Source organism: Urechidicola vernalis, assembly GCF_031846385.1.
Taxonomy (GTDB): Bacteria; Bacteroidota; Bacteroidia; order Flavobacteriales; family Flavobacteriaceae; genus Urechidicola; species Urechidicola vernalis.
Genome location: NZ_JAVRHV010000001.1, coordinates 119,581 through 132,836 on the forward strand (window position 1 = coordinate 119,581; position 13,256 = coordinate 132,836).

13 protein-coding genes are annotated in these 13,256 nt (G+C 33.4%); 3 read left to right on the forward strand and 10 right to left on the reverse strand.

All coding sequences use genetic code 11. From position 1 onward, the window contains the following. Positions 1–5: 5 nt before the first annotated feature. From RM519_RS00545 to RM519_RS00585, 9 genes are all read right to left on the reverse strand, one after another. Positions 6–764: a DUF6090 family protein gene (locus RM519_RS00545; RefSeq protein ID WP_311591503.1), complete on the reverse strand. Its 759-nt coding sequence runs from the start codon at positions 762–764 to the stop codon at positions 6–8. Positions 765–879: 115 nt separating this feature from the next. Further along, on the reverse strand, positions 880–1,656 hold the full coding sequence (locus RM519_RS00550; protein WP_311591504.1) for a DUF6090 family protein: 777 nt from the start codon (positions 1,654–1,656) through the stop codon (positions 880–882). A 200-nt stretch (positions 1,657–1,856) separates the two neighbouring features. After that, a complete protein-coding gene (locus RM519_RS00555) occupies positions 1,857–3,293 on the reverse strand; it encodes a choice-of-anchor Q domain-containing protein (protein ID WP_311591505.1) in 1,437 nt (478 codons plus the stop codon). A 109-nt stretch (positions 3,294–3,402) separates the two neighbouring features. After that, positions 3,403–3,993 carry a hypothetical protein gene (locus tag RM519_RS00560; protein ID WP_311591506.1) on the reverse strand — a complete coding sequence of 197 codons (591 nt, stop codon included), beginning with the start codon at positions 3,991–3,993 and terminating at the stop codon, positions 3,403–3,405. Positions 3,994–4,260: 267 nt separating this feature from the next. Continuing rightward, positions 4,261–6,120, reverse strand: coding sequence for a flavin monoamine oxidase family protein (locus tag RM519_RS00565; RefSeq protein WP_311591507.1), 1,860 nt, complete (start codon positions 6,118–6,120; stop codon positions 4,261–4,263). 32 nt (positions 6,121–6,152) lie between these two features. Next, positions 6,153–7,043, reverse strand: coding sequence for a dienelactone hydrolase family protein (locus RM519_RS00570; protein ID WP_311591508.1), 891 nt, complete (start codon positions 7,041–7,043; stop codon positions 6,153–6,155). Between the two features lie 155 nt (positions 7,044–7,198). Next, on the reverse strand, positions 7,199–7,879 hold the full coding sequence (locus RM519_RS00575) for a CPBP family intramembrane glutamic endopeptidase (protein ID WP_311591509.1): 681 nt from the start codon (positions 7,877–7,879) through the stop codon (positions 7,199–7,201). 199 nt (positions 7,880–8,078) lie between these two features. Beyond that, positions 8,079–8,777, reverse strand: coding sequence for a LytR/AlgR family response regulator transcription factor (locus RM519_RS00580; RefSeq protein ID WP_311591510.1), 699 nt, complete (start codon positions 8,775–8,777; stop codon positions 8,079–8,081). Further along, a complete protein-coding gene (locus tag RM519_RS00585) occupies positions 8,774–9,724 on the reverse strand; it encodes a sensor histidine kinase (RefSeq protein ID WP_311591511.1) in 951 nt (316 codons plus the stop codon). The genes RM519_RS00580 and RM519_RS00585 overlap by 4 nt, the downstream gene beginning before the upstream one ends. Positions 9,725–9,954: 230 nt before the next feature. Between RM519_RS00585 and RM519_RS00590 the strand changes: the two genes are divergently transcribed. Further along, positions 9,955–11,046, forward strand: coding sequence for a serine hydrolase domain-containing protein (locus RM519_RS00590; RefSeq protein WP_311591512.1), 1,092 nt, complete (start codon positions 9,955–9,957; stop codon positions 11,044–11,046). Between the two features lie 69 nt (positions 11,047–11,115). Here RM519_RS00590 and RM519_RS00595 read toward each other — a convergent pair whose 3' ends face one another. Continuing rightward, positions 11,116–11,979, reverse strand: coding sequence for a bile acid:sodium symporter family protein (locus tag RM519_RS00595; protein WP_311591513.1), 864 nt, complete (start codon positions 11,977–11,979; stop codon positions 11,116–11,118). Between the two features lie 211 nt (positions 11,980–12,190). Between RM519_RS00595 and msrA the strand changes: the two genes are divergently transcribed. Both msrA and RM519_RS00605 read left to right on the forward strand, forming a co-directional pair. Further along, on the forward strand, positions 12,191–12,841 hold the full coding sequence (msrA, locus tag RM519_RS00600; protein WP_311591514.1) for a peptide-methionine (S)-S-oxide reductase MsrA: 651 nt from the start codon (positions 12,191–12,193) through the stop codon (positions 12,839–12,841). Positions 12,842–12,939: 98 nt separating this feature from the next. Next, positions 12,940–13,227: a hypothetical protein gene (locus tag RM519_RS00605; RefSeq protein WP_311591515.1), complete on the forward strand. Its 288-nt coding sequence runs from the start codon at positions 12,940–12,942 to the stop codon at positions 13,225–13,227. The last annotated feature ends 29 nt before the right edge of the window (positions 13,228–13,256 follow it).

Here is a 13,256-nt window from a genome sequence, read left to right on the forward strand (position 1 = left end):
TTTCCTTATTTTTCGTTCAGATAGTCCAACTCCTCAACAATCTGCTTATTAAGATTAGTCATTCTTCTTTTTACATAATTTAATCTGTTAATATAATTATTGTATTTCTGATTTTCTAGGTCTAAAAGGTTTTTAAAATCAGGGTTGGTCAATATTTTATTGTCTTTTGGTGTGTTAATTAATTGCCATACACCTTTTTCGTTTTGTACGGCCTCTTTTTTAAATATTTTAATCTTTATTTCTTCAATAAGGGGATCTAATATTTTTTGAGTTTTATCTCCAAATACTCTCATTGAAGGAAATGTTACCTCGTAACTATTAATAATTAATTTACGCAATGTGTCATTTGAAATAATTTCAAAACCATATGTTTTTAATGATTCATATGGTCCGGAGTCATAGATAATACTTATGTCCGTTTGAGATTTATTAAAAAGTTTAATTATTGAATCGAACGAAACAGTTTTTTCGTTCTCACCAATCATTTTAGTTAGCCTAGAAATACCTTCTGTCTTTCTCTCTAATCGCTTGTACGATACATCTTGGAACCAATCAAGATTGGCCAATAGCGAATTTGAAATTTCCAATAAAACTAATTTTTCTTTTAAGTTCTCTTTGCTTTTATCATTCCAATTATTTATTGAAAGAGCAATCAAAATCCCGATAACTACAAGTATAATTTCTCCGATTGCGTAGAGTAGGTATTTACTGAACTTGTTTTCTGAGATTAGTCTTTGTCTAATTTTTTTAAAGAATTTTATCATTGTTTAATTGTTGGTCATAATTAAGGCTAACAGTATTTTATAAGATTCGTACGGCTTTAAATTCGTGCTTTTTTTAGCCAAGAACAAAGGTTTACCAGATGTTTTTGTGTTTCCGTTATTCAGTTCTATTTCTTAATTCAGAATCTAATTCGTTCATAATTTTTTCGGAATATTTAATATTTTGTTTAGCCATTTTTATCATAATAAATGATTGGGTTATAATAAGTTTAGTATGATTATAAAAAGCAACATCATTAATTATAGTTGCCTTTTGGTCATATAATTTGTCCGATATATTATTTGGGTAATAACCTCCAGGCCAAATACTATCATGTTTCGCTAGTTTTACAATTGGTCCATAGATATGGTTGTCTATATATTTAGATCTTTCAATTGTTACATCAAGATGACGGTTATCCATATCATGGAATTTTTCTATTTCCATATTCCAATTCATCAGCATAAGTTTTAAAGAGTCATTTTTTATTCTTTTTATGTCACCCGAACTAAGAAGGCTATTTAAAACAGGATATTTAGCATTCCATCGCGATGTATTTAATGTTGGAATTTTTGCTTGTATTTTACTAAATAAGGGAACTGTATCATTGGTTATCATTTCTATATAAGCACGACCTTGATTTTCATGTCTAATTTTAAATTTTATTATTTCTAATAGGCCTTCATGGTTTTTCTTAAACTCTGTTTTTAGATTTATGAGGGTTTGAGTTTCGGCTTTCCTATATTTATTGTTTTCATTCCAGTTATTAATTTGTAATGCAATCAATATTCCAATTACAACAAGAATAATTTCACCAATTGCATAAGTTAGATATTTTCCGAACTTGTTTTCAGTCAGTAATCGTTGTCTAATTTTTCTAAAGAATTTTATCATAGCTTAGTTTCTTTAAAGATATGATAATAAATTAACTAAAGAATTTTGAGTAGACCAGAACCAAGTAATTAATAATACATGGTGTTGTTCAAAGTTTTTTAGTATTTAATGCAATTTTTAAATCCTTTATCGATGCGATCTGAACTGTAAATTACAACTTGCTTCTGGCAAAACCAGATTTAAGAAGTGAGTTACGTGGTTTATTTTATCTGAAATTCATAAGCGCCAATATCTCTTGTATTGTTAATAGGATTTCCATCAAGATCTAAAGAATAGTGGCCTTCATTTGTTCCACTATTTATAGCAGGACTTTTGACTGATAAACGAAAATCTCCTTCAGCTAAATTTACCAAAAGAGGATTTGCAATAATTTCTCCTTCAGCATTTTCTTTGTTCTCATCTGGCTTATCGCTAAATATAACGGTTGGGCTATCCAAATTAAAAAAGAGATTGTTAGAATGATTGAATTCTGCCATGGGCCAGCCTAAATATACTTGATTGCCCACTCCGGATCGTACTTTTTCATTCACAACCACAACAAGATTATTTCTGTAGGTTGTTGGGCTGTCGGCTGCTTGGCTATTAGGGTCGTGCTCGCGAAATACATTCGAATCAATATCTGGATGTTCTAAGGTTCTTATAATCGTATTGTTTTCGATAAATCCGTTTACCACAGGAGCAAATATTTGTGTAAATGAACTGTAGTCTCTTGATTCGTTATAAGCCATCACCAAATTCTCTATGATGCGGTCTTCTGGTTTACAAGTGCGACAATCTCCCAATTTACAAGCTCTTTTTAGGTGTTTCTTTTCACAAATATCAAACCCATAACTAATTTCGCAAAAAGCCATGTTCAAACTGCTTTTGTTGTGATGAATAGAAATATTGTTTCTCGGGTTTCTTCCATCGTCAATTTCTATGGCGCCGCCATCACCACCCCAAGTGCCACCAAAACTGTGGTAGTTGTGTATGGTATTGTACGATATCTCCGTGTTGCCCGTTCCTATTCTTATACCAATTGGCCCCCAACCTGGAGGGAAAATTGGGCGGTTGCAATCACGTACCGTATTGTTGGTGATAAGGCAAAAATCACTTTCTGAATTTATTCCAATAGGGCAGTCTACTACTTCATTATTGCGAATTATCGTATGATCGGCACCTAAATTGGCTTTTATGCCCCCTAGTTTCCACACGGTCATAAAAAAACCGTTCTTGGCTGGATTGGTTCCATAAACATATAGATTTTCTACAATTTGATAATCTCCGTTAATCTGAATAGCATTTCCATCAAATATGCTGTCATCTGTATTTGTAAATTTTGGAGCATCACCTTCTCCATACGCCGAAATCGTAATTGGTTTGGCTTTTGTTCCATCACCATTAATTCGTAGCCCATGCGAATAACTTGTACCTCTTTTAAAATAGAGATTATCGCCAGGTTCAAAAATGATGGCATTAATTTTTTCTACCGTTTTCCAAGGACTATTGGGGTGCTTACCGTCGTTACTGTCATCACCATTATTAGCATCTACAAAATAGCCTTTTAATTCTGAATCTGATTTTTTTTGTTTCTTTTCAGAAAAAGGAGAACAGGAAAAGAATAGGACTAGCAGTACTGAATATAAAGGGAATTTCATTAGTAAAGAATGTTTAGAATTACGTTTAGGCTGTTAAATTTATGATTTTTTGTTCAAATCCCACAATGTCACGAGCGCAGCGAACTGGCGCAAGCAATTATAGCCATTGTTAGCAGCTGTAATATTTCTTATTATATCTTTTAAAGTCGGAAACACAGCATACCAATGATAATGCTTTTAAACTATTCAATTCGTTACCATAATTATTCGAAATTCCGTGCATAACACCGTGACGATTTAAGTCACTAAAATAATTCGAATTTTTGGTTTCGTTATTATAATAGTCTGTTAGAGAATTTTTTTCTGCGAGGATATTAATTATCGGATGATTCTCATCGTTATTTTTAATTTTACCTATTTCTCTTCCTCTAAAAATAATTGAATCACACACACCGTCTGCTTGCGATAAAAACAGTATTGTCGAGGAGTAAAACAGTTTCTTTCGGTGAGCCTTAAACGCTTCAGTTAAAATGTCTTTTCTTTCGGGGTGGCTTTCTATTAATTCTGATTCAATTTTTTTAAGATTTTTTTTAAAATAATTAATTAGATGGTTTTCAGCCTCGAGTACATTCTTGTTGTCAAAAAGTTCGACAAGTTCAAATACAATTCTAATTTCTATAAATGGAGGGATATACCATCCATATTCCGAAAAGATCCGTTCTGTTTCTTCAAATGTGTAATCTGGTAAATTAAAATTCATACTTTGAGTTATGAATTTCAGTTTTTCAGTTTGTTCTTTTAGTGCATTTAAAAGATTAGATGTTGAATTGGGATTCAAGATTTATTAGAATTAGTTTTTTTCAATATTGGTGCTAACTATTGGCTATTATCAATAGTGATGCTATATTCTATTTGTTTAGCGAATTTCGTTAAATATACTTTACAATTAAAAAGAACTTATAAACATATTAACAATCTAATATGCTTAATATTAAAAATACAAAAACAAAGTATAGTAGGTGTAAATTTATTTAAGTTCTCTCACAGCTCTAAAAGCTTCTTCTATGGCTGCTTGGCTGTATGCGGAGGCAGCAGCATCGCAATTTGCAATACTTATATTGCCAATGGGTTGTCTTGCAATTTCATGAGGGGCTTCGCTTAGCTTGTACTTTTTATCCCATAGATCTAAATAACTATACGAATATCCATGAGACCATCTATTTACAGTTATTGCCAAAATATCTTCAGCAACATCAAACCCAGCAGGCCCTAATAAGCCATCGAGCACCGTTCTTACTTCTCTTTCAAAGTCTTCGAATTTCTTTTGGAAAAGCGTCATTCTTGCGCCTCTTAATTGAGCGTGAATAGGAATGTCTCGTGCAGGTGGTTCCATCATGCCCCAAAACATCAAAGGCACCGCCTCATCTTTATTATAATCTGGTTGGTAGCCAACAGTGTTAACGCCTTTGGTCATAAAAACCTTGGCATGCATACGTCCAGGGCAGTATGCACCAGAAATGCCAAGGGCATCTAGTGCCGTACTATTTTTAACCAGCACATTTGTCACCAACATTGGATGTTTTACTTGGTATTGCTGTGCTTTCTTTTGGTGGTCGGGTAGTTCAGGGCAAATATGAGGAATGATGGCATGGTAACAAGCCAATACGCTATGTTTGGATCGTATGCGAATTGTCTTTCCATTTTTAACATAGGTCACTGCCACTTCATTGGCTTCATTCTTAGCGTTCACGACTGTAGATGATAAGCGAATTTTAGTAGCGTTGTTAGGCAGGTCTAATTTAGAATAATCAAACTCAGCCATGGCAATGGTTTTAGCAGTCGTTTCTGGACAGACATCCGGAATCAATGAGCAAACCAATAAACGTGCAATGGAGGCATTGCCATCTGGGAACATTGCTACCTCTTCAGATTCATTATTACCACGTACTTCCTTTCCCGATTCACCTATTCTATGATCTCCGGGCAACCAAGCACTTACTGCTTCTGCTACGGATAAACTATGAGGTTGCACACCCCAATAACCGTCCGTGGCTTTAATAAACAGTTCTACAACTTCTTTTGGAAGTTGGCAATGCTGTTCTAAGAAATCCGTGTAACTCGTTTTGTAGAGTACGTTTTCAATTTCCTTTTCTGATAAACCTTCGAGTACATTGTCATCTTTTGTATAAAAGGCTTTCAGCGCTTCAATCCCTTGTTCACTAAGAGGGAATTTATCTATTTGATCAATCACATCTTCATTTCTACTATACATAGAGAACCCTGGAATTAAGATGTTTTCTCCAAAAGTGTCTTTGTCAAACCAAATTGCAGGTTTGTCATTTCCGTAATCGAACTTAATTTTTTTGTGTAAGGCATTTACATCAATTCCTAACTCAGCAATAAAATCAAGTACTGGTTGGCTGAATGAAGTGTATTCCAAATTCATAGTGCCACCCCAAGACAAACGCATACAAGAAGATTGATCAAATTCATTGCGTTTTGCATGTCCACCAAAATCGTCGTGATTATCTAGTATGAGTATTTTAGATTCATCCCCAAATTTTTTCCGATATTCATATGCAGCCGTTAAGCCGCTAATACCTGCACCTACAATAATCAGGTCATAATATTCATCCGTATCAACCGGGTTTTTAAATTGAACACCTTGCCGAGCCAACGCATGCGCGGTTTCATAAGAACCGTCATGCGAGCCTCGCATTCCAGTTTTTAAAGGAGGGTAGTCTTTTACAAGCGATTCTTTTTCTTTATTTGTAAAAACACAGGATGTAGACAACATTAATCCTAATGAAGTTAATGCTGTTGCTTGTATAAAATCTCTTCGAGCAATGCTCTTGTTCATGCCTAATTGCTCGTCTGATTTTTTCATTTTAAATTCTGTGGTTGATTGTATAAACTCAGTTATTGGTTTAGATGTTTTTTAAAGAATGATAAGGTTCTACTCCATGATAAATCCGCCGCCGCTTTGTCGTAGCGTGGAGTAGTGTTGTTATGAAAACCGTGATTTACTTCTGGATAAACATATGCTTCATAAACTTTGTTGTGTTCTTTAAGCCCTTCTTCATAAGCAGGCCATCCGGCATTTACTCTTTTGTCTAAACCAGCATTATGAATCATTAAAGGCGCATTTATTTTTATTATATCTTCTTTAGTTGGTTGGCTTCCATAATACGGCACCGCTGCTCCAAGATTAGGTACTTTAACTGCCATCATATTAGAGATCCATCCTCCAAAACAAAAACCAACAACACCAATTTTACCTGTGCAGCCTTCATGTGAGTTAAGGTATTCAAAAGCCGCAATAAAATCTTCTAGCATATCATTTCTATCCAATTTACGTTGCATACTTCTACCTTCGTCATCATTGCCAGGATAGCCTCCAAGAGGTGTTAGTGCATCGGGGGCCAAGGTTATAAAGCCTTCTAAGGCTGCTCTTCTTGCAACATCTTCAATATATGGGTTAAGCCCTCTGTTTTCATGAATAATTACAATTCCAGGTAATTTTTTAGAAGCGTTTTTGGGTTTAGATAAAAGGCCTCTAATTTCTCCGTTACCTTTCTTAGAATTGTAGGTAATAAACTTTGAATCTAATCTTTCGTCATCTTGATTAACAGTAACAGACTCAACATAGTTAGGCATGATAAAACTAAGCAATGAAGAAACTGTTATACCACCAACAGCGTACATTGATAATTTCTTTACAAATTGCCTTCTTTCAATTTTGTTATGAGCATACTCATCGTACAAGTCAAAAACCTCTTGATGAATGTCTTCTTTTTTTAATTTTTTCATTCGACCTTTTCTTTAGTACTGATTTTTTGATGACGATATAATTGGTTGATGTTCTACTGTTTAAAATATTACATCAGCGTAAAGCGAAGTTCGTCAAATTAAGTACACGAATCAAATGAACTTATAAACATGTTAACAATTTCTTTTGCTTCTTGTTAAAGTAATTGCAATAGCCAATCAGTTATAACAGTGTCTTTATTTAAATAGATGAGCGTAATTCCAATAGAATCATAAATACCATGGATCAATACCAATAGCAATAGATTGTTTCTGTTTTTATTAAAGAGCAATGAAATAAGCAAAGACCATAAAAATACGGACACAACACCAATAAATCCTTGGTATGCATGAGAAATTCCGAAGTAAAGCGAGGTGATTACTGCTGAGTACATCCAAGCCTTATTACTATTGCCAAATAATTCCGCCAATCCTTTCATATAATATCCTCGAAACAGAATTTCTTCTCCAAAGGCAGCAAATACCCACATCACAAGCATTAAAATAACATATCCGGAAAGGTTTCCTCTAATATCATCAATAGACGATAAATCATATGTGCCTAGTAAATTTTGAAGTAGGGGATCTATAATAACTGTAAAGACAAGAAAAAGAACGAGTGCTATAAGGATACTCTTTGTAATGGTTTTTTTGGTGATTTTCTCACCAATTCCAAACTTTGACCAGTCATACTTGCTTCCTTTTAATAATAGAAAAACAACGCCAAGGCCGAAGAAAAAAACAAAGTTCCGGTCCATGAACCCAAATAGAGGAGCAATGAGCATTATAAATACTACTGCATATGGTTTGTTTAAATAATTGAATAGTTTGGTTTTCATCTTTATCGATTTTTAAAATTGATGTGACAAAACTAAATCTAGTTTACTTTTTATTTGAACAACAGGGATGAATACAAAACTATTAGGGGTACAAAAGTAGTATATGGGTACAAAGTGACTTTATCCCTTTAGAAACACATTTAATTGTGTTTTAGTGGAAGTTTGTCAATGTAAGGATTCAATTTGTAATGTGCGATCTCTATTTTATCAATCGGTTTACATTGAGTTTGTACATTTTACCTATTGGTAATTTGTGATGCGTTATATGGATTCTATTACCCTCTATAAGTTCAATTTTATCAATAGAAATGATAAACGATTTATGGACTCTTATAAATTCATTTTCGGGTAAATGATGCGATAGGGAAGTTAAGGTTTGATGCGAAACGATCATTTTATCAGCCATATTGATTTTTACATAGTTTCCATAGGCTTCTATAAAAAGAATGTCATGTAGTTTAATTTGATAATATTTCTTGTCTTCCTTTACAAATATCTTTTTGTCTGCTACCGTTTCAGAATGTCGAATAGGATTGGAATTAATGGCCAATGCATCGGAAATTTTACTTACCGCTTTTAAGAAGCGACTGAAATTAAATGGTTTTAATAAATAATCGTCAATATTTAGTTCGTAGCCTTCTAAAGCAAACTCCTTGTATGCTGTTGTAATAATTATTTTAGGTGGATTAGAGAGTGTTTTCAAAAAATCTAGACCTGAAAGTTTTGGCATATTAATGTCTAGAAAAATTAGATCGACTGCGTGTTTATTTAGAAATTCTAATGCCTCAAAAGCATTGTAGCAACTTTTTTGAAAAGAGAGATACGAAAGGTTGCTCGCATAATCTTTGATGTTATCATGCGAGGCCGTTTCGTCATCAACAATTATATATTTTATCATTGCTTTACTATTTCCAAGGTTGTTGAATATACGTTTTCTTTCGAACTCGCATCTAACTTATAACAGTTAGGGTATAATAAGTCTAAACGATCTTTTAGGTTTTTCAATCCAATGCCATTGCTTGTTGTAGACTCTTCTGAATCGAAATTATTTTTAGCCGTAAAACATATTTTTTGATCATCTTCAATTAATTGGATATGAACAAATGCATTTTCAGTTGCTTTTTCTACACCATGTTTAAACGCATTTTCCAATAAGATAATAAACAATAATGGAGCAACCATTGTCTCTGAATTTTGAATGGTCTTTTCAAAATTGACATCAATTTCTTTATGGTATCTAGCAGTTTGTAATTCGATGTAATTTATCAAATATTGAATTTCATCTTTTAATTGTACTTTTTCCTTTCCGCTATCATAGATGGTGAATCTCATTAAGTCTGATAACTTTAATACATAGTCCTGTGCTACATCAGTATCTTTCTTTATTAAAGAATATAAATTGTTTAAAGTATTAAAGAAAAAATGAGGGTTTATCTGGTTTTTTAAAAGCATTAATTCAGCCTCTAATTTATCGCTTTTAAGTTTTTGAATACCCTTTCTGTATGTGTAAACCCAGTAAAATATTAAGTATGCAATTTCAATTGCCAAAAGGATTCTAACCGCATTTGTAATAAACCCGTCAGTTCCGCTTGTTATTTGTACTGCAAAAATCAATGCGGGGATACTAATTCCTAAAAACAAGTATTTAAGGATTGGGGTAGAGTTTCCAAATTTCACCTTTTCTGTTTGAAATAAATAATACAAAATGGTGTAAAAGATAACTAGGCCTAGAGATGCTGAAAGTACTGTATAAAGTTCACTCTGAGAATATCTAAAAATGATCATTAATGTAATGATTATTCCTGATAATATAGCCGCGTTTTTAAATAGTTTTTTGTGTGTCATGTCTTCTAATTGTTTATGATTTTGACACAAAGCTATGGTGTGAATTCAAGATGATTACTTTTATTTTATGAACGTCACTTTTTTTAATGTAAACGATTCCAATGAGATGATAAAGGTACTTTAAATATCATAAATAAACGTATGTCATGTCATTGGTAGGGTTTGTCAAAATGTTTAGAAATGATGGAGTGACCATTCTAGGTTTGCATCAAATTTAAAACATAATACATATGAAAACTTTAATTACAATTATTACAATGGCATTAAGCATCTCATTTGCCAATGCACAAAAGTCAGCATCTGAAAAAGAGTTGCTAAGTACTTTAGATGAAAATACACCAAAGGCGTTAAAAGAACATAAAGTGCCAGGTTTGGCAATTGCAGTTATTAAAAATGAAAAAGTGATTGTTAAAAAAGGCTATGGATTTGCTGATGTGGAAGCGAAAATTGAGGTTAATAGTGAAACTGGCTTTAATATTGGTTCTATTTCTAAAATGTTCACCGCATGGGGTATAATGATACTGGTAGAGGACGGAAGGTTAGATTTGGATGCACCTGCAGCAACCTATATTACAAAATGGCAACTGCCAGAAAGCGAGTTTGATACGGATAAAATTACGATTCGAAACTTAATGCAGCACACAGCAGGATTATCTGTTCATGGATATAATGGTTATGAGTCTAGAAAAGAGTTAAGCTCTACAGTTGAATCTCTTTTAGGTACGAGCCGTGAAGAGGAGGCAGTAATACAAATTATGGAACCTGAAAGCGAATGGAAATATTCTGGAGGAGGATATACTATTTTACAATTGGTAATTGAAGAAGTTACCGGTAGGTCTTTTGCAGACTATATGCAAAAAACCATTTTTACACCTCTTAAAATGAACCAAACAAGTTTTAATATAAATAAACAGTTGTTAAAAAAATCTGCCAAGCCATATGATGAGAACGGAAAAGAAATTGCGTTACGTTCATTTAATGCACAAGCAGCAGCCGGGTTACATACAACACTAGACGATCTAATTATTTTTGCAAAGACATCTTATGCTCCCAATCCAGTGCTGTCTGAAAAAAGTATACAACTTTTAACAAATCCAACTGAATTTTCTAAAGGAAATTACGGAATGGGGTATATGGAAATGAATCGTTTTGGAGATTTTACCTTACACGGGCATGGGGGGTCTAACGAAGGCTGGCATGCTGGTTTCATGCTTGACTTTGAATCCAAATCAGGAATTATTATTCTTACAAATGGAGAATCAGGTAGAAATGTTTTATTTGGGGATATGAAAGATTGGGCGCAATGGCACGGTAGTAATTAATTGAATTCTTACATATTGAAACAATAAATGCCCAGAAATGGGCATTTATTGTTTACACTTATTTTGAAATTAATCTTTTCTTCTTCCAAAATACCACATTAGGAATCCAGCGGTAAAGAACATAGTTAATGAATAAACTACCGCTGGTACAGTTAATTCTAATCTGCCCAAAATAGAAAGCGCTACTACTATGGCTAAGGTTCCGTTTTGTATGCCGCTCTCTATAGTAATAGAAATAGATTGTTTTAGGTCAAGTTTAAATCCTCTTGCCGAGAAATAACCAACTGCCATCGTAGCTAAATTCAAGCCTAAAGCAACAAGCCCAATTTGCTTAAAAGAATCAACAATTATTTCTTTATTTGCCATTATAATACCTAGAAGTACCGCAACAAATATGACAGTTGATGCAATACGCATCGATTTTTCCATTTTAAGCGCAAAGTCTTGTTTATAATGTTTTATTAGCATTCCAATGGTAACGGGTACTATAGTAATTCCGGTTATCTGCAGCATGGTTTCTCCTATTGGTAATTCTATGTTGGTTCCAGTTTCATTCATGAAATAGTTTAAAGCAAAGGATAAAATAATAGGAATCGTAAATACCGTAGCAATGCTTGTAATTGCAGTTAGAGAGATAGATAAGGCAATGTCTCCTTTGGCTACATGGGTAATTAAATTACTAGTAGCACCACCTGGACAAGCGGCAATTAACATTAAACCTACGGCCAAAACAGGGTCTAAATCAAATAAAAGGGCCATTGAAAATCCAATTATTGGCAATACGATCATTTGATTTGTTAAGCCTAGTAATGCAGCCTTTGGGTGCTTAAAAACTCTTTTAAAATCGTTGATGGTTAAAGAGAGTCCCATGCCAAGCATTATAATGGCAAGTGAAATAGGTAGAACAACAGTAGTTAGAATTGAGTTTTCCATGAATTGTTAAAGTTTGGGGATTAAAAATACAATTATTCAGTTAATGAAAATGAATATCTCAAAATTAACCGTCAGTTCTAGTGTTTTCCTAGGGGAAATGTATCGAGAACAGATTAGAACTCCGCTTGAATTTGAAACAGCATTGCTAATTTAAATGTAAGTTTGTAATATGGTGTAATTCTTATCGACTTAATGACGAAATCTTATTAGAATGAAAAACGTATCAATTTTATTAATAGCCTTTTTAACGATTTCTTGTTTTGGATTATCGAGCGAAAAAGAGTTGAAAAAGGAAGTAATTGAAGCAAACAATAAATTTATGAAGAATATAGAGTATGCCACTTTCGGCGGAGGATGCTTTTGGTGTACAGAAGTAATTTTTGAACAATTAGAAGGGGTATTTAAAGTAGAGTCTGGTTATTCTGGAGGGCATATAAAAAATCCGGCTTATAGAGAAGTAGTGTCGGGTAGGACTGGACATGCAGAAGCAATTCAGATTTCATATGACCCAACTGTTTTATCTTTTGAAGAATTGTTAGAGATATTCTTTAACACACACGATCCAACAACGCTAAACAGGCAAGGAAATGATAAAGGTACACAATACAGATCTGCTGTTTTTTACCATAATGAAGCACAGCAATTGGCTGCGAATACAATGATTAAGGCTTTGGATGATGCAGAGGTCTTTCCAAATAAGATTGTTACTGAAGTAACGGAATTTGATGACTTTTATGTTGCGGAAGATTACCATCAAGATTACTTCATTAACAACTCAAGTCAACCTTACTGCCAATATGTTATCAATCCGAAATTAGAGAAGTTTCAAAAGCAATACAAAGACAAGTTGAAGAAACAATAGTGTAGTTGGATGTTGTTGGATTTTTAGTTTGAGAAATTTAGTTAAATGGATGTCTGTAGAGTACAATTAATAACAGTACTTTTCGTTTTTATTCTAATATGAATCCGAAATACAAAAAACTCTTACTTAGTATTTTATTAGATGGTATTGGTATGCTGTCTTTCGTAATTCCAGGTGCAGGTGAATTTATGGATATTGTTTGGGCGCCGTTATCAGCATATCTGATTTTAAAATTATATAAAGGCACCTTTGCAAAAGTAGCGAGTCTTATTTCATTTGGCGAAGAAGCCGGGTTTATTGGAACGGATATCATTCCAACTTTTACATTGTCATGGATTTATGAACAGGTCTTTGTAAATAAAACACCTCCTTTAATAGAAGAGTAAGAAGAATTGCACATAAAAGTGATGAAATA

What these genes read in the sequence shown, in the direction of transcription:
- RM519_RS00545 (WP_311591503.1), bottom strand. Translation starts at nt 764, where the DNA reads ATGATAAAATTCTTTAAAAAAATTAGACAAAGACTAATCTCAGAAAAC.
- RM519_RS00550 (WP_311591504.1), bottom strand. Translation starts at nt 1,656, where the DNA reads ATGATAAAATTCTTTAGAAAAATTAGACAACGATTACTGACTGAAAAC.
- RM519_RS00555 (WP_311591505.1), bottom strand. Translation starts at nt 3,293, where the DNA reads ATGAAATTCCCTTTATATTCAGTACTGCTAGTCCTATTCTTTTCCTGT.
- RM519_RS00560 (WP_311591506.1), bottom strand. Translation starts at nt 3,993, where the DNA reads ATGAATTTTAATTTACCAGATTACACATTTGAAGAAACAGAACGGATC.
- RM519_RS00565 (WP_311591507.1), bottom strand. Translation starts at nt 6,120, where the DNA reads ATGAAAAAATCAGACGAGCAATTAGGCATGAACAAGAGCATTGCTCGA.
- RM519_RS00570 (WP_311591508.1), bottom strand. Translation starts at nt 7,043, where the DNA reads ATGAAAAAATTAAAAAAAGAAGACATTCATCAAGAGGTTTTTGACTTG.
- RM519_RS00575 (WP_311591509.1), bottom strand. Translation starts at nt 7,879, where the DNA reads ATGAAAACCAAACTATTCAATTATTTAAACAAACCATATGCAGTAGTA.
- RM519_RS00580 (WP_311591510.1), bottom strand. Translation starts at nt 8,777, where the DNA reads ATGATAAAATATATAATTGTTGATGACGAAACGGCCTCGCATGATAAC.
- RM519_RS00585 (WP_311591511.1), bottom strand. Translation starts at nt 9,724, where the DNA reads ATGACACACAAAAAACTATTTAAAAACGCGGCTATATTATCAGGAATA.
- RM519_RS00590 (WP_311591512.1), top strand. Translation starts at nt 9,955, where the DNA reads ATGAAAACTTTAATTACAATTATTACAATGGCATTAAGCATCTCATTT.
- RM519_RS00595 (WP_311591513.1), bottom strand. Translation starts at nt 11,979, where the DNA reads ATGGAAAACTCAATTCTAACTACTGTTGTTCTACCTATTTCACTTGCC.
- msrA (WP_311591514.1), top strand. Translation starts at nt 12,191, where the DNA reads ATGAAAAACGTATCAATTTTATTAATAGCCTTTTTAACGATTTCTTGT.
- RM519_RS00605 (WP_311591515.1), top strand. Translation starts at nt 12,940, where the DNA reads ATGAATCCGAAATACAAAAAACTCTTACTTAGTATTTTATTAGATGGT.